The organism is Oceanobacillus sp. FSL W7-1309 (assembly GCF_038002145.1).
GTDB lineage: Bacteria > Bacillota > Bacilli > Bacillales > Amphibacillaceae > Oceanobacillus > Oceanobacillus profundus.
In genome coordinates this window covers 1,632,822-1,650,152 of the sequence record NZ_JBBOBX010000001.1, presented here as the reverse complement: position 1 = coordinate 1,650,152, position 17,331 = coordinate 1,632,822, and the positions used below count along the sequence as shown (strand labels likewise).

General features: G+C 38.7%; 18 protein-coding genes. 2 read left to right on the top strand and 16 right to left on the bottom strand.

From position 1 onward, the window contains the following. Positions 1-28: 28 nt before the first annotated feature. The 5 genes from NST46_RS07700 to NST46_RS07680 all read right to left on the bottom strand — a co-directional run bounded on the left by NST46_RS07700 (position 29) and on the right by NST46_RS07680 (position 5,777). Entirely contained in the window at positions 29-832 is an 804-nt protein-coding gene (locus NST46_RS07700) for a helix-turn-helix transcriptional regulator (protein WP_158586290.1), read from the bottom strand. 518 nt (positions 833-1,350) lie between these two features. Continuing rightward, positions 1,351-3,255 (bottom strand): ABC transporter permease, encoded by a 1,905-nt coding sequence (locus tag NST46_RS07695; protein WP_340002672.1) that lies wholly within the window; start codon positions 3,253-3,255, stop codon positions 1,351-1,353. Then, positions 3,224-3,994: an ABC transporter ATP-binding protein gene (locus NST46_RS07690; RefSeq protein WP_251660961.1), complete on the bottom strand. Its 771-nt coding sequence runs from the start codon at positions 3,992-3,994 to the stop codon at positions 3,224-3,226. The genes NST46_RS07695 and NST46_RS07690 overlap by 32 nt, the downstream gene beginning before the upstream one ends. A 107-nt stretch (positions 3,995-4,101) precedes the next feature. Continuing rightward, complete coding sequence (locus NST46_RS07685) at positions 4,102-5,079, bottom strand: sensor histidine kinase (RefSeq protein ID WP_303449562.1); 978 nt, start codon at positions 5,077-5,079, stop codon at positions 4,102-4,104. Further along, positions 5,079-5,777 (bottom strand): response regulator transcription factor, encoded by a 699-nt coding sequence (locus tag NST46_RS07680; RefSeq protein ID WP_303449564.1) that lies wholly within the window; start codon positions 5,775-5,777, stop codon positions 5,079-5,081. Before NST46_RS07680 ends, NST46_RS07685 begins: the two co-directional genes overlap by 1 nt. 282 nt (positions 5,778-6,059) lie before the next feature. Between NST46_RS07680 and NST46_RS07675 the strand changes: the two genes are divergently transcribed. Next, positions 6,060-6,995 (top strand): aldo/keto reductase, encoded by a 936-nt coding sequence (locus NST46_RS07675; protein ID WP_095313479.1) that lies wholly within the window; start codon positions 6,060-6,062, stop codon positions 6,993-6,995. 165 nt (positions 6,996-7,160) lie between these two features. On the opposite strand, the gene NST46_RS07670 is transcribed toward NST46_RS07675, so the two are convergent. The 7 genes from NST46_RS07670 to NST46_RS07640 form a co-directional block, all read right to left on the bottom strand. After that, positions 7,161-7,976 carry an ABC transporter ATP-binding protein gene (locus NST46_RS07670; protein WP_303449567.1) on the bottom strand — a complete coding sequence of 272 codons (816 nt, stop codon included), beginning with the start codon at positions 7,974-7,976 and terminating at the stop codon, positions 7,161-7,163. Further along, positions 7,976-9,007 carry a FecCD family ABC transporter permease gene (locus tag NST46_RS07665; protein WP_303449569.1) on the bottom strand — a complete coding sequence of 344 codons (1,032 nt, stop codon included), beginning with the start codon at positions 9,005-9,007 and terminating at the stop codon, positions 7,976-7,978. Before NST46_RS07665 ends, NST46_RS07670 begins: the two co-directional genes overlap by 1 nt. Beyond that, positions 9,004-10,047 (bottom strand): FecCD family ABC transporter permease, encoded by a 1,044-nt coding sequence (locus NST46_RS07660; protein WP_303449571.1) that lies wholly within the window; start codon positions 10,045-10,047, stop codon positions 9,004-9,006. The genes NST46_RS07665 and NST46_RS07660 overlap by 4 nt, the downstream gene beginning before the upstream one ends. Beyond that, the gene (locus NST46_RS07655) at positions 10,037-11,101 is read right to left on the bottom strand and encodes an iron-siderophore ABC transporter substrate-binding protein (protein ID WP_303449573.1); all 1,065 of its coding nucleotides are present in this window, start codon (positions 11,099-11,101) and stop codon (positions 10,037-10,039) included. Before NST46_RS07655 ends, NST46_RS07660 begins: the two co-directional genes overlap by 11 nt. Positions 11,102-11,417: 316 nt before the next feature. Continuing rightward, on the bottom strand, positions 11,418-12,149 hold the full coding sequence (locus tag NST46_RS07650) for an ABC transporter permease (RefSeq protein WP_303449575.1): 732 nt from the start codon (positions 12,147-12,149) through the stop codon (positions 11,418-11,420). After that, entirely contained in the window at positions 12,146-12,874 is a 729-nt protein-coding gene (locus NST46_RS07645) for an ABC transporter ATP-binding protein (RefSeq protein WP_251660976.1), read from the bottom strand. Before NST46_RS07645 ends, NST46_RS07650 begins: the two co-directional genes overlap by 4 nt. After that, positions 12,871-13,305: a helix-turn-helix domain-containing protein gene (locus NST46_RS07640; RefSeq protein WP_095313492.1), complete on the bottom strand. Its 435-nt coding sequence runs from the start codon at positions 13,303-13,305 to the stop codon at positions 12,871-12,873. The genes NST46_RS07645 and NST46_RS07640 overlap by 4 nt, the downstream gene beginning before the upstream one ends. Positions 13,306-13,481: 176 nt before the next feature. On the opposite strand from NST46_RS07640, the gene NST46_RS07635 reads away from it, so the two are divergent. Continuing rightward, positions 13,482-14,156: a DUF421 domain-containing protein gene (locus NST46_RS07635; RefSeq protein ID WP_095313556.1), complete on the top strand. Its 675-nt coding sequence runs from the start codon at positions 13,482-13,484 to the stop codon at positions 14,154-14,156. 128 nt (positions 14,157-14,284) lie between these two features. On the opposite strand, the gene NST46_RS07630 is transcribed toward NST46_RS07635, so the two are convergent. The 4 genes from NST46_RS07630 to NST46_RS07615 form a co-directional block, all read right to left on the bottom strand. Beyond that, positions 14,285-14,506 carry a hypothetical protein gene (locus tag NST46_RS07630; protein WP_341137002.1) on the bottom strand — a complete coding sequence of 74 codons (222 nt, stop codon included), beginning with the start codon at positions 14,504-14,506 and terminating at the stop codon, positions 14,285-14,287. Positions 14,507-14,874: 368 nt separating this feature from the next. Beyond that, a complete protein-coding gene (locus NST46_RS07625) occupies positions 14,875-15,975 on the bottom strand; it encodes a CamS family sex pheromone protein (RefSeq protein ID WP_341137001.1) in 1,101 nt (366 codons plus the stop codon). Positions 15,976-16,154: 179 nt separating this feature from the next. Next, on the bottom strand, positions 16,155-16,619 hold the full coding sequence (locus tag NST46_RS07620; protein WP_341137000.1) for a hypothetical protein: 465 nt from the start codon (positions 16,617-16,619) through the stop codon (positions 16,155-16,157). A 9-nt stretch (positions 16,620-16,628) separates the two neighbouring features. Beyond that, positions 16,629-17,084: a hypothetical protein gene (locus tag NST46_RS07615; RefSeq protein ID WP_341136999.1), complete on the bottom strand. Its 456-nt coding sequence runs from the start codon at positions 17,082-17,084 to the stop codon at positions 16,629-16,631. Between the last annotated feature and the right edge of the window lie 247 nt (positions 17,085-17,331).

The window sequence follows — 17,331 nt, the reverse complement described above, 5'->3', positions numbered from 1 at the left end:
CCCTTTAGATTCATTTTGTAGTGAATTATTATCCCAAATGCCTCCGGTAAAGAGTGGGGGATAATCCAGTTTCCTTTTTAAAAACTCTGCTAAAATAAAAATGATCTCTGTAACCAATGCTTTCAGCAATATGAGCAATTGATAGATTAGATGTGCGAAGCAATAACTTCGCCTTCTGAATCCGCAAGTCGGTTAAATACATATTTGGGCTAACACCCATTTGTCTTTCAAATAAAGACGATAGTCTCCTGCGGTCTATCTGAAAATGCTTTGCAACGTGTAGAACGGTTATCCCCTTCGGAAAAAATTGATGCATATACTGAATAATGACATCCATATTTTCTGCTTTTTCTAAATCCGTCTTCTCACTTGCCACAATCATCTCTGCCAAAATCGTTAAAAATAACCGCTTCGATTGTAAAAATGCCAAACCACCAGGAATTAGGAAGTTTTGCATAAGCTGCTGAACACGATTATTTAATTTCATACTATCGCCAATCCGAAGCATAAAGTGCTCCCTAAAAATCGGAAATCGATTTGCTGATTCACTCGAAAGTTCAAAGTGAATCACTGCATATTCAAAAACTTCGTCATTCTCAGCCGTGCGCTTCATCTCCATGTTAGGCCCTACATGTAAAATGGATCCTTGTTCAATTTCATAGGTCAACCCATCAATTGAAAATTGTGCCTTTCCTCTTAAAGGGAATACCAACCCACTTAATTTTTCATTCGTAAAAATGGTTCGGACTGAATTTGTATATGTAACCTTTTGCGTAATAATATCAACAAAGGATAGTGGAGCTGTTGTATATAATTCTTTTATTTGCTCCATATTTGTCATATCTCCTACCCACTCCTTCCTTCAGATGCAGGGAAATAATCCTATGGGATACACAATGTGCAATTAATATGCGGAAAACTCTTTTAAATTAACCCAGCCATATGTAACCTTTTCTTAAACACTAGCAACATGATGATAATGATAATCATCCTCAATTAAAATAATAGCAAATTTTCGTTATTTGTACATGGAGTTTTGCGAAGTTTTTTTGTGTTTTTTTATCCATTGTATGTAAAAAATCCATTTGCCTTTGTTTGTCCTGGTAAAAATAGATTTTTGCTGCGTTATCCCGTATCTTTTTATCTAGTAAAAAAGAACACAAGAGAAGATAAGCACTTCTCCCGTGTTCCTTTTTATCACGCATTAACGAGCTGTAACACCTCCGCCTCTATGCATAAGGTAACCAAAAACATGTAAAGGCGGGGGATAAACAGCCCGTAAATTCCTGATTCTGTTCAACTAACATTCAGTGGGGAGGAAGGGAAACCCCCACTGAATGAAGTTTCACTTTATAAATAACTTTTTATTTTTCGGATATAATTATGTCTAATAACTATAAAGTAAACAATTTGAATAAGACTAAAGCTTCCTAAAACGAGAGCTGAGCTCTTAAACAAGCTGAAATCAAACATATTTTGCAGTGCAGTTAAAGCTACTGCCCCATGAATGACTGCCACAGCAATTGGAACAAAGAATAACAAAGCTAATTGAGTCGTTAATATCTTGGATAATTCTTTATCCGTAAGACCTATTTTGCTAATCGCAGCAAATTTCTGTTTCTCATTTTCTAAATCAGCATATAAACGGAAGTATAAAAAGCTTCCCGCAGCAACAAAAAATACTGCACCGATAAATAATCCAATGAATAACGTGGCACCTAATGCCTGGTTTAGCTCCATCCAATCATAGCCAAGACTAGCATAGCGAAAATCCTCTCCATATCCGCTTGTTTCAGCTACATCCATTTCCTGGAGAAGCTGCTCACCAACCTCTCCGGTAGCCTTCCAATCTTTCACTTGAAACCCATAATAACTCTCTGATTCGGTTGCTTCTATATCATTATAGAATTGATCATCTACTACAAGGTAGTCATCATACGTTCGAATCAGATTTGAACCCTGATTTGAAATCTGATTCAGTTCTTTACCATCAACTTCTAGATCCATACTCTCCACATGCTCTGTTGCTTCAGAGGTAGAATTTTGATAGTAAAGGAAGATTGTCTGATTATCTGTCAGTTCAAGCTGTTGGTCTTGTTGACCAGCTTCCTTAGCGAGCTCATTGTATTCAGACTCCGATATAATCCCTGTAAGAGGAACATACTCACTAGCCAAGCTAGGTATGGACACCTTTTTGATATGAACAGCCACCTTTGTATAAGGGAAATCAGCTAAATTTGATTCGATTAGCTTAATATGCTCTTCTTCATCGTCATTATCGTATTTTGAGACATAATCCATTGCAAATGGTGTATTTTCTACCATTGAAGTCGTAGACATATAGCGAAAACCTACAAGGCTGCCAATTGCAGTAAAAGCAACAGTTGAAACAATCGCTACAAAGAAAAAGGCACGAGCATTATCCTTCATTCGATAGGCCAGGTCAGAAAACAGGACAAGATTTGTCTTTTTCCAAAACAAGAGTTTGCGTTTCTTTAGCTGATGAATCATAAATACACTTAACTGGGTAAAAAGAAAATACGTGCCGATAATAACAATAATCGTAACAGGTATCATTGCAGCAACGACCATCGCTCCGCTTACTGCCAATGCAATTGCATAGCCAGCTGCTAATAAAAGGAATGACAATATCGAAAGGACAGCAGAAGCTTTAGGCTCTTTCTTAGGTGCTGAGCTTCCTTTAATCAAGTCGATTAATTTATTTCCTTTTAATATCATGACTGTAAAGAAGGAAATGACAATAAATAAGAACAAGAAAGCAACACATGTTAAAACAACAGCTTGCCACGGGATATAAAAATCCAGCATTTCCTTTAAATCCAGGACTGTTTCTGCTGTCATCAAGAACAGTTTAGCAAATACGAGCCCTAGCCCTACTCCTGAAGCCGTTGCTAAAAAGCCAATTAGTATATTCTCTAAAAAGACCATTCGGCGTAATTGCTGATTTGTCATGCCGAGCATCACCATTAGACCGAATTCCTTTTTTCGCGAGTGTAAAAAGGCACTCATCGATACAAGGACAAAGATAAAGGAAAACACGTAAATAATCCCTTCGGCAAAGTGAAGACCCTTGGACACAGCTGGGTGTACCGCTGATAATCCTGGATGGAAAGCAAAGATTGCATACACAAAAAAGACGAGTACCGAAAAAAGACTACTTAGGAAATATGCTGCATAGATACGCTTATTTCGTAAAACGTTATTAAACGCGAATTGACGAAAGGTCACTTGCATCCCCTCCCAACAGCGATAACACGTCAATAATTTTTTGGAAGAAAGCTTGGCGATTATCCCCGCGATGAATTTCGTTAAACAGCTTTCCGTCTTTAATAAAAACAACTCGCTCTGTATAGCTTGCTGCTACGGGGTCATGTGTTACCATCATCATCGTTGTCTTATCCTGCTTGTTGATTTTCTCCATCATATCCATTGCAGCCCGGGAAGATTTCGAATCCAAATTACCTGTCGGTTCATCCGCTAAAACCATCTTAGGACGGTGAATAATTGCCCTGGCAATGGCAGTTCGCTGCGCCTGTCCACCTGATATTTCGTAAATCCGTTTTTTCAAGATTGGCGTAATCCCAAGCTTTTCTGCAACAGCCACTACCCTTTCCTCCATCTCCTTCACGCGAACACCCTCAAGCGTGAGCGGGAGAACAATGTTCTCTTCTACCGTTAATGTAGGCAGCAAGTTAAAATCCTGAAAAATGAAGCCTAACTCCCTGCGCCGAAATATCGCTAGCTCATTATGCTTCATTCGTAACGGATCCTTGTCATTCACCATAATGCTCCCCGAGGTTGGCTGATCAATTGTTGCTACCAGATTGAGCAAGGTTGATTTCCCGCTCCCAGAAGGCCCCATGATTCCTACGAATTCTCCTTCTTCAATTGTTAAATCTATATTTGTTAATGCCTTATGGGCTACTTTTCCGTCGTATACCTTGCTTAAGTTTTTAATTTTTAATATATCCAATTCAAAATCCCCTTTCCTCTTATATACAGTGTAAAAGAAAATGGGGAATTTAAACATCGCTCTAACTTTCATTTTCCTTACATTCATGTAAGGTTTTGTTTTTTGATTTAAGAAATGAAACTTATCTTAACCAGTGTGCCTTCTCCCTGCGCGGATTCTATATGAACCTCATGTCCCAGCTTTTCACAAACTTCTTTTACAAGATATAGCCCCATACCTGTAGACTCCCGATAAACGCGACCATTTTCACCTGTAAAAAATGGGTCAAATACACGCTTTAAATCAGTCATCGGAATTCCAACACCCATGTCTTGAATCACTAAATCTATTCCGTTTTCCGTTTTTTGGTCGTATATCGATATCTTCTTCCCAATTCCACTAGAGTATTTAATACCATTGGTTATAACCTGATTAAAGATAAATTCCAGCCATTTTTCGTCCGATTCAACCATTGCGGGAGAAACTTGTACATCCGGATAAACCTGATTCTTAATGAAAAGACGTTTATTATCCTGGATCGCTTCGTCAACTGCAGCTTTCAGTGATACGGGCTGTACATGGAAATCTTGTTCAAAAGCGTCCAATCTCGCGACATATAAAACCATCTCAAGTCCCTTTTCTAATTTATCCGTTTCCTCTTGGATACTCATCATTTGCTCATCATCACAATCCTGAATGATCAATTCCACGACAGACAATGGCGTCTTCATTTGGTGGACCCACTGATTAATAAAGGTTAAATGGTCTTTTCGCTTTTTCTCTTGTTGCTGCATATCATTTACGTAGAGTCGATGCTGCGCTTTGAGCAAATCACTGAGAGCTGCTGAAACAGGAGCAGTATCCAATGATTCAAAAACCTCATCCAGACTGCTAATTTGCCTTGTTAATCGGTGGTAAAACCTGCGGTGGGTTATATAACGGAAAACTAAATAAATGGTCAAAAGAAAAATTCCGAGAAATAAGGCATAGATCAACAAGGAAAATTGCTGGAAGCCACTCATCCAAACAACAAACAGAACGAGCAGCAGCTGAATAAAATTGATTAGAATAAGAGGGAACTGGTCACGTAAAAATAACCTTACCATTAGGAAGTCTCCCAATTCGGCACGAGTCGATAGCCTGCACCTCGAATTGTTTCAATAGCATCTTCTATACTCAAATCCTGCAGCTTTTTACGAACTCTCGTTACATTAACATTAAGTGTATTTTCATCGACAAATGATTGATCATCCCACAATTTTTCCAATAGCACTTCTCTTGCAACCACCCGCGGCGAACGCTTCATTAGCACCTCAAGCAGAACAGCCTCTTTCTTTGTAAGCGAAACAAGTCCTTTATCCTTGCCTAGTTCCATTCGTTCCACATAAAGTGTCAAACCATTCAATTCAACTACTCGTTCCTTTACCTTGGGGGCATACGCTCCATATGCCCGGCGCAGACTGCTGCGAATTTTTGCCGTGACCACTTCATAAGCAAATGGCTTCGTGATAAAATCATCGCCGCCATTCTCTAATGCCATTACCTGATCCATTTCTCCAGATCGTGCCGAAATAAATAAAATCGGACAAGTTGAAATTTGTCTAATCTGGCGACACCAATAGAACCCATCAAAGCTCGGCAAATTAATATCTAATAAAACAAGATCTGGCAGCACCAGTTTAAACACTTCGGTTACCGCATCAAACTGTTCCGTTATAACCGCTTTATATCCATACTTTTCAAGGTGATTTTGCAGAAGTAATGCGATCTTTGGGTCATCTTCTATAATTAAAATCTTCGCCATCGGAAACCGTCCTTTTAAGTTTTACTGTTATTTCTTATCTAATTGCTTTCAGTATAACCTATATACCATGCCTTTTTTAAGGAACTAACACTTATTATTTTACGATGAAATAAAAAAGCAGATTTATTGCCCAAGAAACACAGCTGATATATACTTCCTTAGAGAAGAAGATTTTTAAATTTATGCGTAATTTAGAATTTACCATTTCAACACGGCATTAATTATTTAATCTCCAATAGGAGGTTATTTAAAATATATAAAACTGTAAAAGGAGTGCTCCCTATGACAGAGAAAGTGCAAATTGGCAAGACAGATTTATATGTAAATCCGGTTGGTATTGGGACAAATAAGATTGGTGGACATAACCTTTTCCCTAATTTGAATAATGAACAGGGTAAGGATACGGTTCGTTTTGCAATTAACAATGGAGTAGACTTTATTGATACCGCCTATCTATATGGTCCCGGTTACTCAGAAGAATTGATCGGTGAAGTCGTGCAAGAAACAGGAAAGCGCTCTGACCTAGTCATTGCAACAAAGGTTTCTCCAATTTTCAATGGAAATGAAATGAGCCATGATAATTCTCCTGCTTTCTTAAAAGAAGAGGTTGAAAAAAGCCTAAAACGATTGAAAACCGATTATATTGATTTATTATATATTCACTATCCAGATGAGAATACACCTAAAGATGAAGCAGTTGGCGCATTAAAAGCATTGAAGGATGAAGGGAAAATAAGAGCAATTGGCCTATCGAATTTTTCAATGGATCAATTAAAAGAGGCCAATAAAGATGGCTATGTCGATGTATACCAGGGAGAATACAGTTTGCTAAATCGTGAGGCAGAAAAAGAATTATTGCCTTACGCGTTGGAACAAAACATCTCCTTTGTGCAGTTTTTCCCGCTTGTAGCTGGCTTATTAGCGGGGAAATACAATAAAGACTCGAAATTTGATGATTTACGCGCAGGACTTCCATATTTCCAGGGAGAGACATTTAAAAACAATCTTGAAAAGGTAGAACAGATTCGAAACATTGCAAATGGAAAAGATACAGATGTTGCAAATATTGTGCTTGCTTGGTATTTAACAAGAGGTGCCATTGATGTCATTATTCCTGGGGCAAAAAACCCTGATCAGGTGCAAAGCAATTTAAAAACACTTGATGTTACATTAACAAATGAGGAAATTGAAACGATTGATCGGATTTTTAAATCGTAGTGGTCAAATTTAGTTATGCTACACATCTTGATTAAAGATATCGGTGTATTGAAACCGAAAGAATTACAAAAAATAAACTTTTAATGATGGAAAACAGGATAGCTATTTAAGTAGCTAATATAAAGCAGTGGATATAAAAAGATATCCACTGCTTTATACATGTCTTCAAGGCGTATACTCATTGTTAACATGATGTCGTCCTATCGGCACCACAGAAGGGGATCCTGAAATCGGATCCTCTACCACAATGCAATCAAGACCAAAGACGTCCTTCACTAAAGAGCTTGTAATGACATTTGATGGCTCCCCCTCAGCAACAAGTTTTCCATTATGAATAGCAAATATATTGTCCGCATAACGGGCAGACAAGTTGATATCATGCAGAACCATTACAATTGTAGTTCCCATCTTTTGATTAAGGTCTGTAAGCATATCAAGAATTTCAACCTGGTATGTAATATCTAAAAAGGTTGTCGGTTCATCGAGAAATAGAATATCTGTCTGTTGCGCTAGCGCCATTGCAATCCAGACACGCTGTCTTTGGCCACCTGACAGCTCGTCAATATTATGATTGGCAAGCTTTGTTATATCCATAATTCTCATCGCTTCAGCAACTGCCTCATAGTCTTTCTTTGTCCATCCGCTAAGCATGGATTGATGCGGGAATCTTCCCCTTCCTACTAAATCTGCGACAGAAATTCCCTCTGGCACAATGGGCGATTGTGGCAGCAGCCCTAAAACCCGCGCCAACTGTTTTGACGGTATTTTGGTAATTGATTTCCCATCCAGATTGATTTTTCCAGATATCGGTTTTATAAGCCGTGCTAATGTTTTAAGAAGTGTTGATTTTCCAGAAGCATTCGCTCCAATAATAACGCTTATTTTATTACTGGGAATCGTAAGGCTTACCTCTTGGATAACCGTTTTATTATCATAGCCTGCTACTAATTGCTCAGCTTCGAAAAGATTTGTCTGTTTCATTATAATTCCCCCTTTCGATTCATTCGGATTAGCAAGTAAATCAAATACGGTGCTCCGATTATTCCCGTTATGATGCCTACAGGATATCTGACCACAAAAGCAAACTGCCCGATTAGATCTGCTGCCAAAACCAAATTAATACCAACAAGGCCTGCTGGAATTACATTTGAGAACCCAACACCGACCAGCCTCTTTGCGATTGGACCTGAAAGAAAAGATACAAAGGCTATTGGTCCAGTAGTAGAAGTCGCAAGGGAAATCATACAGACGGAACTCAAAATCAGCAACATTCTTGTCCTGTCGGTATTTACCCCAAGAGAAGTTGCCGACTGTTCTCCGAGTTCTAATATACTAAGCTGCTTCGCTAGCATGATAACGATAGGCGCAAAGATAAAAACCGATAGGATAAGCGGTGGCAGTTCATGCATTTGAGAGCCATTCAGACTACCACTGAGCCATCTGAGCGCCGCTGGTATATCTTGCTCCGCACCAACTAGCAAAAGATAGGATATCAGCGCATTAAGCATTGCCTGGACGCCTATTCCAATCAGGATTAATCGTCCGATGGAAAAGGACTTTCCTCTGGATAAAATATAGATGAATGTTACTGTAGCAAGACCGGCAATCACGGAAGCAATTGAAACGACAGCACCACTTGCATGCAAAATAACAATACAAAAAACAGCCGCTGCACTGGATCCTGTGGTAATACCAATTACATTCGGATTTGCAAGTGGATTACGCAACATCGTTTGGAAAATGTCACCCGCAACACCGAATGCAAAACCAGCAAAAACACCTGCTAGCATTCTCGGCAGACGTATCGTATTAACTGCAAATGAGACACCTTGAACCTGCTCTCCCAAAAGTGCTCGGATTACATCTTTCACTGGGTGAATCGTATTTCCTAATAGAAGCATCGCACCGCAAAGAATGCATGCAAGAACAACTAGAAAGCTGGTAACCAGTATCCATCGGCGGTGCCTTTGACGCCTTCCCGCCATAATAAACGCAATAGATTCATTTTTCATAACGAACTCACTTTCGATCTCATAGCTAATATAATTAGTAATGGAGCCCCAATAAATGCTGTAACCACGCCGACTTCAAGCTCGCCAGGACTCCCGATTACCCTGCCGCTCACATCAGAAATCGTCAATATGACTGCACCTGAAATTGCCGACATCGGAATAACAAAACGCAGATCGGGGCCAAGTACAAGGCGCATAACATGAGTAGATAAAAGTCCCACAAAGCCAATTGGACCCGCCAACGCTGTAGCTGCACCACATAAAAGAACAGCCCCAAGAGCTGCAACAAGCCTTAATATTCCGATCCGGACACCTAGTCCAGTCGCAATAGCGTCCCCTAATGCCAATGCGTTTAGTGCTGGTGCAGACAGAATAGCTATCAGTGTTCCGATTAGCAAAAAGGGAATGAAGGTAGCAATACCATCCCAAGTTGCCGAACCGACGCTTCCAACCTGCCAAAATCTAAACTGATCCATAACATGAGAACGTGGAATCATGATTGCGACAACCAAAGAGGAAAGGGCTGCAGTTGTGGCAGCCCCCGCAAGAACAAGTTTGATCGGCGTGGCCCCACTACGCCCAAGAGAACCGATTCCGAATACGAAAACCGAAGTAATTGCAGCACCAGCCAACGCTAGCCATATATATTGATGTGCACTGCTTATATTCAAAAATGCTATTCCAAAAACAACAAATAGGGATGCTCCTGTGTTCACTCCCAATATACTTGGGTCGGCAATCGGGTTGCGAGTGACCGCTTGCATAAGCGCTCCCGAAACTCCGAGTGCCGCTCCGCAAAACAAACTGAAAACGGTACGTGATATCCTTTTACGGACAACATTTGCTTCATAAGAGTCTATATCTTGACGGAATAAGCCGTCCAGTACTTCCTGTAAGCCTACCATTCGAGAGCCTAGTGATAAGGAGAGAAACACACTCAACCCGAGCAAGACAAAACCAATTACTAAAACTACCATGAAATTTTTCGGTATATGTGAATTGACTTCATGCATCTTTGAAACTGCTGAACTACTTTTCATCTATCTTGTCAATAGCTCCTCCTATTAATTCCAGGTATTCATCAATCGTGTACGTAATCGAAAGTGGATTCGGAGTTCCAGCAGCTACTAAAGGTGTATCACTTTCAATGAACGCAACAGAACCTCTCTCGATTGCAGGGATTTTTCCAAGCAATGGATCTGCTTGAAGAGTTTGTAGTAATTCATCATTACCATAACCAATAATTAGATCAGCATCGTAAAGATCCGCAGCATTCTCAGCACTTAAATTCAGCGAGTAGCTGTTAGGGTCCGTAATTTGTTCCGTAATACTATCAGGATAATCCATCCCAAGCTCATGCAGGAAAGAGACTCGAGAGTCTATCGGAGTGTAAATATGCAATTTAGACATATCGTCAGCCGAGAAGTTAACCCAAACAACCTTCTTGCCTTCAATCTGCGGATATTCCGTCAATTTCTCGTTTACCATGTCTTCGATGTCTTTAATAAGCTGTTCGCCTTCTTCCTTCATGCCCATTCCCGCTGCATTTAAACTAACTTGCTCACGCCATGTAGTTGCCCAAGCAGCTGTCGGAAATGCTACGACTGGAGCAATTTGACTGAGAAGGTCGTAATCCTCCTGTGTTATACCAGAGTATGCTGCCAAAATGACGTCTGGGTCTGCATCTGAAATGGCCTCAAAGTCAAGACCGTCTGTATCTTGGAAGACATTTGGATCTTCTGTACCAAGCTCATCAAGCTTTTCAGCTGTCCAAGGCAAAAGACCACTATCATCCTGAACGCCAAAATTTGCTGCAGAGAAGCCTACAGGTACAACACCCAAAGCAAGTGCAACATCATGATTGCCCCATTGAACCGTAACTACACGTTCAGGCTTGCTAGTTACTTCCGTTTCGCCGAAAGCATGCTCGATAACAATTGGATATTCAGATTCTGCAGACGCGGATTCTGATGCGTCATTATCATCAGCCGGTGCAGGTGCTGTATCTGATTTTTGTGAACAGCCAACTAAAGCAATCATAAACACTATTAAAAATAGTAATGCGCTAATTAAACTTTTTCGATATGTATTCATTTGACATACCCCCCATTATGTTGATAATGATTATCATTATCAAATTTATGCTAACTTTAATAGATTGTCAAGAATTTTTTTAATTCTAGATTCATTTCCTATACTTTATTTGTTGGCAGGTAAGCTTAGAAAAGCCACGAGTTTATAATATAGATATAGCTCCATTTTTCCTATAGCGATTTATTCAACAATAGAAAATCATGTCGTTGTCTAATTATGATTTTCTCCGTTAAAAACACAAAAAAGACCCTTTTTTACATAAATGAAAAGAGCCTTTGAAACGTTTTGATGCTAAATGTTTACCTTTTGCATCACTTTATCTGTTTTTCATTTTCCATTGAAAGATATAAATTGCTAACACGGTAATCACTAAACCATAACCTACTACCCACCATATATGAGGAAAGATGTTTGCATAATCTCCACTAAACACTGCTTTCCCCATATCAACAGCATGCACAAATGGAAGAGCATACGCGATTTTTTCAAACCAACCGCCAACTAATTCTAAACTAAACCATATCCCAGAGAGCCAAGCTGTTAAATTCGTTAGCAATGCCCCGCAAATACCTGCTACCGCCTTTTCATTGAAAATACTGCCACATAAAAGTCCTATCCCTATAAATAGAATCGCTACTGGTAAAACAGTAATAATCGCTAATAAAACATTTAATGTAAAATCCATTCCTAACATGATTGACACGCCATAACAAATCATTGCCTGCACCAACGACATCGGAATTAGGGGCAGCGTATAGCCGAGTATAAAATCATATGCTTTCATTGGAGTCGTAAACAAACGTGCTAATAATTCACTAACTCGGTCTTTTGCAATCATTTGTGCTGAAAATAAAGTCATAAACGACAAGCCAAAGACTACTATACCAGGCGCCAAACTGCTAATATGGAACAAATCGTTCGGGATATTCTGGTTAATGAATGTTAGTAATAATAATAGAATAATCGGAAACGCTAAGCCAAAGAACACGGATAAAGGATCACGTATGATTTCTTTCGTTGTGCGGAAGCCAAACATCATCATTTTCATATCGACACCCCTTCTACTAAAGCAACAAAGGCATCCTCAAAAGATAGCGTGGATGTTTGGACGATTAATTCCTCTGCTGTACCAAGCGCTTTCACTTCACCTTGCTTTAAAATACAAATACGATCTGATAAACTTTCCGCTTCCTCTAAATAGTGTGTCGTTAATATAATTGTAACATTGCCTTTTAACCCTTTAATAACTTTCCAGAGTTCACGCCTTGCTAAAATATCAAGCCCAAGAGTTGGTTCGTCTAGAAATAAAATATCTGGCTCAGTAATTAAAGCCATCGCGATACTTAAACGACGCTTCCATCCTCCTGATAATGTCTTGCTTCGTTGCCTTTGGAAGGGCATAAGCGAAAAGGTATCCATTATTTCTCTCACTCTTTGTTCACGGTCCTTTTTTGAAAAACCATGTATTCCTGTCATTAGCTCTAAATTTTCATATACCGTTAAATTTGGTGCAATCGCTGTTTCTTGCGGGGAGACAGAAATAACATTTTTCACTTGTTCTGGCTCTTTCGTCACATCATACCCGAAAATAGAGGCTTTGCCGCCAGTTGGCTTAACAAGACAAGATAGCATTTTGATAAGTGTTGATTTTCCAGCGCCATTGACACCAAGCAGTGAAAATAATTCGCCTTTTTTAATTGTCAGTGACACGTCATTTATAGACTTTTTATTACCATATTGTTTCGTTATATTTCTTGTTTCAATTGCAATCATTCATATTCCTCCTTTTTATTAAGGAGGACATTTTGCGGGAAAAATCCTTGCATATAATTTTGTGGGACAATCGCAAGTCCTCGTTCTTCATCACCAACAATAAGAAGAGTATTACCTGCTTCAATATGAAAAAGTTCTCGCGCTTTTTTCGGGATAACAATTTGCCCACGTTCTCCAACTGTCGTTGCACCAAAGTAATGCTTCCCTTTCGGCGGTACAGATACACCGGATTTCTCTTCATCATAGTTCACCAAATTATCAATCGTAACATCGTATAGTTCCGCTAGTTTGATACAGAAATACAAATCAGGTGTCGACTCCCCCTTTTCCCATTTGGCAACTACTTGGCGGGAGACGCCTAACTTTTCTGCTAAATCTTCCTGTGTATATTGATACTGTTGCCTGAGTCGTTTCAAATTCATATTTATCATACATTTCACACCTCCTCCCTTAGTATGCTATGTATTGAATTGACCGTCTATCAACATGGTGTAACATTAATGTTATGAATTGTTACCTGTAAATCATTCTTGAGGATATGTAATAATTTTATGCTAAGTGGCAATAAATAAAATGATTTACTAGAATGGGAATAGATTGGGGAATTATAATGATTATTAAGCTAACATTCGAACTTATCCTCGGGTTTTTCTTGTTGTTTATTATCGTTAAGATTGTTGGAAGAAAAATCATTAATCAAATATCACCGTTTACTTTTATTGCCTCTATCATTTTGGGAGAATTACTTGGAAACGCTGTATATGAAGATAAAATTGGAGCTTTTTATATTTTCTATTCCATGTGCTTATGGGGATTTTTATTAATTATTGTTGAATTTTTGGGTCAGAAGCTTTTATTTTTCCGTGGTCTTTTTGAGGGAAAACCTGCTGCTCTTATAAAAAATGGTATTGTCGACAGAGAGGCACTGAAAAAACATCGAATGAATATCAATCAACTGCAAAGCTTACTTCGCCAAAGCGAAACATTTTCTATTCGGGAAGTTGCCTTTTGTTACTTGGAGGCGAACGGATCAATAAGCATTTTAAAGAAAACACCATACCAGAAAACAACAGTAGAGGATTTCAATTTACCCGTTAAACCTGTTTATGCTCCTGTTACGCTCATTCGCGATAGTAAAGTATTATGGGATGAAGTTAATGATCTCGGGTTTGATGAAGACTGGTTAAAGTCACAGCTCTTATCGAAAAATGTGGCAGATTATAAAAGTGTTTTTATAGCTGAATGGCTAGAAGACGACGGAATTTTTGTGCAAACTTATTAGACGGAACTGTCCCAAAATAACCTGGATAGTGGCTCTCCCAAAGTTTTATTCATACACTCTGTTTTAAAAAACAGGCTGTCTCCTCATAAATGAGATAGCCTGTAAATGTTGATATATAACTGTTGTAATTATTCATTTTGAGAACTTAGGTGCACAACGTTAATATTGTTTTGTATTGCTTGATATAAAAATAAGGATATACTTGATTTGATGGTTTTGAGGAAGCTTTGGTTCTGTACGTTATCTGAAGATACACCTAGAGCATCTGCAAGTTCTTTTATATCTTCATGATGATCAATTGATGTTATTTGAGCTTCGGGTAGTGTAAAAAATATTTTATCCTCATCCAATATAATAGGAACCAATCCGGTTCCACATGCCTGTACCAAGTGTCCCGATTTCCTGGGATACCCTCATTATATAGAAAGTAGAATTTAAGATAAGTATGCACTTTGATGACACCCACTATCGTAAAGGATAGCGTTTTAGTAAAATGATACTTTTGTTGAATTAACTCAATAGGTTTGTGCAACAACTGTTATTTTTTTAAGGTTCCTGAGTAAATTACCATCTATGAATTTAGACAAACTAAAACTGCCCTGCAATTGCTATAAATATACCGTACATTTCTTCTTCGCTTCCCTTATTATTCAAAAGAGGAGTGTTACCAGATAAGCAACATTATTTGTTGAATTTATAAAAAAAGATAAGTTATGGTCTAATGAATAACGTGTACTTCAGGAGAGTCTCCACCAGCTTCTCGATAAATCAAACCCACTACCTTACCACCTGAAGTTATATTAATTTCCAGTTCGTAATAATTTTCATACACGTCCTGTACTAGACCATATGCATACTGCATAAAACCAATTAGCTCCGTTTTCCCACTGGTTTCAATTGGAATCTCAATTTTTAACGATTGTAATTCTTCATCAACATAGAAACCATCCCCAACTATTCCTACATAATTCGGAAAATATTGTGCGATTTCATTCCCGAAATGCTTCAAAATCTCATGTTCTTCCGGATATTTTTTTTCCCCTTCAGAAGAAGGAAAAAGGATATGTTCTTCATTAATGGTTTCCCAATCCTCAATTGAATTACTACCACCAGGTACGCTCGTTTTGGCTACAAAGTTTCCAGGTACGGGAGAGTATGGGTCTTCCTCACGATATAGGGTAAACATAAAGGGGATGTCAGAAAGTCCTTCCGTTTCCCTCATGTTCTCCAAGACTACTTGAGCTACTTCATACCCTTTTTCTAGCATGGCGTTCATTTCAATCTCTTCACTATAGGGATCACCATTCACAGGAACTCGAAAATGATAGACAGACTTTAATGCAATCCCAATAGAGATTCCCGCCAACTCAACCTCTTTGTCACCAACTTGTCTTAAATAATTATGTTCTAAAACATGTGAAAAAATACGGGGGTTTTTTCTATGTGTTTCTACATCCCAGTCATCTTCCCTGGCCGGATTTAAATCAGTGATCCAACTTAGTATAATATCTTCCGTTAAATATTGCCCCTCTTGAAAGTACAGTTCACTTGGATCAAATACATCTTGTGAGTGATGTTTCAGCCCTTCCTCTATTTCGTCTATATCTACACGATTCGAGATCTGGTTTGTAATTAATCCCCTTGCCACATTCGTTTTATATGGAGCAATCATTCTGTATGTTTCTTTAGATGATTGACTACTTAGAACTGATACTTCCTGTTCGTTATCCGTTTTTTGTGATGTTTCTTCCTCCATATTTGGCGCACAGCTCGCTAAGATCAGTAGTGTGCCTAAAAACCATATCATTGTTCTTTTCATCGTAACACTCCCTGGTTTTCTAAAACTTTCTTTAGATGGTGTTCATTAGATTTTGTTAATGTGTTTATTTTTATAATTTACCTAATTTGCCAATTAGTGGGATAAATCAACATAATCTATTATACCCGAATTCAAAGGAGATTTATAGTTAGGAAGAATCATTATTCCCTAAAGAATCGCTAAGGTAGTTTGCTCTTATCAATAGGAAGAAGATGATATTCCCAATGAGTTCTGCATTCATACAATTTATAAAACCCCTGCGTTTCATCTTTTGACATATATCCACATTGTTGAGACGCATTATTGAAAATCTCTTGTACGTAATCTTCCGGGGGATTATAGTGACTCAAATCTGGAGTAACATCAATCCATCCTTGGTCGGCATTTTTATCATATCTTGATTTTAGATCGTAAATAATCACCCCGTCTTTCCCTTCATTTTTTACTATTCTGATTTCGCTTTCATCATTTTTTCCGTTTTCTCCAGCGATTTCGATAAACTCTTCAAGTATATCCCTGTTTTCCACACCGTCATAAGTTGATACAACATCATCTTCATTCGGTTGATAATCTACCAATTGTTGCGGATCTTCGGGGTCTGGGGCAGGGAACGTCGTTGACTCAATCTCACCTTCTCGCTTCATTAGTTGCGCCTAGGCAACTACCAAAGCGGTTTGTAGTGCAAAAACAACCCCATCGTTTCTACCCACTTCTTCGCCATTTGTATTAATGTTATTGACCGCTTTCTGTGCATCATTAATTAGCGCCTGATTTGTTGAGGCTTTTATCTTGCTGGGTTTTTCCTCATCTTCGTCAACCATCTCAAATAAATTATCCACCTTTTCCTTTGCTATATAAATCTCATATTCGAGATACATATATCGCAATGCCCACCCTACAATTAATATCATAAATAAACTGATGATAATGCCTTTTCTCTTTGCTTTTGCAGCAGGTTCATTATCCGGCTTTGCTATTTCGTTGTCCCTATTCAACTCCCTCAGATAGATTCGATTTACTTGTAAATGCTCGCTTATTCGCAGGATTTCAAGCCACTTTTTAGTACAATAACGGATAAATGGAATGGGTGTTGATAATAAAGGCTTCATGAAGGCATACAGGAATAAAGGAGTCACGAACTCCAAATATTCTAAAAAGTATACTGCACGCATTCTCCACATCGCCCCTAGAGGCTGTCCCTCCCATGTCTCAACGGGTCTAATGCCCTCTCATTCCTTCGTTATGCCTATCCAAGGGGTGGAGGCCGGTTTTGCTAAACTAATGGGTCAGTGCCCTTTTGTTGAATACTTCCAGTACTCCGTGCTTTCTTTGAAATCCTACGAATAAGCCAACATT

Coding starts and splice junctions, on each gene's coding strand:
- NST46_RS07700 (WP_158586290.1), bottom strand. CDS start 832: ATGGAGCAAATAAAAGAATTATATACAACAGCTCCACTATCCTTTGTT.
- NST46_RS07695 (WP_340002672.1), bottom strand. CDS start 3,255: ATGCAAGTGACCTTTCGTCAATTCGCGTTTAATAACGTTTTACGAAAT.
- NST46_RS07685 (WP_303449562.1), bottom strand. CDS start 5,079: ATGGTAAGGTTATTTTTACGTGACCAGTTCCCTCTTATTCTAATCAAT.
- NST46_RS07680 (WP_303449564.1), bottom strand. CDS start 5,777: ATGGCGAAGATTTTAATTATAGAAGATGACCCAAAGATCGCATTACTT.
- NST46_RS07675 (WP_095313479.1), top strand. CDS start 6,060: ATGACAGAGAAAGTGCAAATTGGCAAGACAGATTTATATGTAAATCCG.
- NST46_RS07670 (WP_303449567.1), bottom strand. CDS start 7,976: ATGAAACAGACAAATCTTTTCGAAGCTGAGCAATTAGTAGCAGGCTAT.
- NST46_RS07665 (WP_303449569.1), bottom strand. CDS start 9,007: ATGAAAAATGAATCTATTGCGTTTATTATGGCGGGAAGGCGTCAAAGG.
- NST46_RS07660 (WP_303449571.1), bottom strand. CDS start 10,047: ATGAAAAGTAGTTCAGCAGTTTCAAAGATGCATGAAGTCAATTCACAT.
- NST46_RS07655 (WP_303449573.1), bottom strand. CDS start 11,101: ATGAATACATATCGAAAAAGTTTAATTAGCGCATTACTATTTTTAATA.
- NST46_RS07650 (WP_303449575.1), bottom strand. CDS start 12,149: ATGAAAATGATGATGTTTGGCTTCCGCACAACGAAAGAAATCATACGT.
- NST46_RS07645 (WP_251660976.1), bottom strand. CDS start 12,874: ATGATTGCAATTGAAACAAGAAATATAACGAAACAATATGGTAATAAA.
- NST46_RS07640 (WP_095313492.1), bottom strand. CDS start 13,305: ATGATAAATATGAATTTGAAACGACTCAGGCAACAGTATCAATATACA.
- NST46_RS07625 (WP_341137001.1), bottom strand. CDS start 15,975: ATGAAAAGAACAATGATATGGTTTTTAGGCACACTACTGATCTTAGCG.
- NST46_RS07620 (WP_341137000.1), bottom strand. CDS start 16,619: ATGAAGCGAGAAGGTGAGATTGAGTCAACGACGTTCCCTGCCCCAGAC.
- NST46_RS07615 (WP_341136999.1), bottom strand. CDS start 17,084: ATGAAGCCTTTATTATCAACACCCATTCCATTTATCCGTTATTGTACT.